Origin of the sequence: Bacillus sp. JJ1474 (assembly GCF_036965225.1) — a bacterium.
Classification (GTDB): Bacteria; Bacillota; Bacilli; order Bacillales; family Cytobacillaceae; genus Cytobacillus.
Genome location: NZ_JBALPC010000007.1, coordinates 1 through 486, shown reverse-complemented (window position 1 = coordinate 486; position 486 = coordinate 1). Strand labels below are relative to the sequence as shown.

Sequence of the window (486 nt, the reverse complement as noted above, 5' to 3'; positions counted from 1 at the left end):
CTACTACTTGATCTTCTTCCGTATTTTCTACTAAGTCTTGGTTATCTACAACTTCATCTGTTCCTAAATCAACCGGGCTATCTGTTGCATCATCCTCAGAAGGAATCGTTTCATCTGAGACAGGGGTTTCCTCAGTTGTTTCTAAAGCTGTATCTGTAGCTTCTTCTGACTCAGTCGTATTTTCAATGCCCGTATCCACTGGTACATCCGATAACGGGTCTGCCTCAGTTTCTTGTGATTCCTCTTCAGCTATTATTTCAGAATCTGTTTGATTAAATTGCTTCTCAATGAGTTTTTGATAATATTCAATAAGACTTTGATAGTTACTACTGATGGATTGGTATGTTCCGACTACCCATTGTTCAAATAATCCATCATTTTCATTTGATACATTTTCGTCAGTTTTAGTATTTTCAGTTTCTGTGGCTTCTTCGTCTTTCGCTTCGTCAGTAGGTTCTGCTGCTTCCTCGCCTTGGGCTTCTTCTG

At 39.1% G+C, this 486-nt stretch carries 1 protein-coding gene; it reads right to left on the bottom strand.

Annotated elements, in window-relative coordinates:
- Window positions 1-486: hypothetical protein (locus V7164_RS00825; protein ID WP_335353204.1), on the bottom strand; the 486-nt coding region annotated here is incomplete at both ends.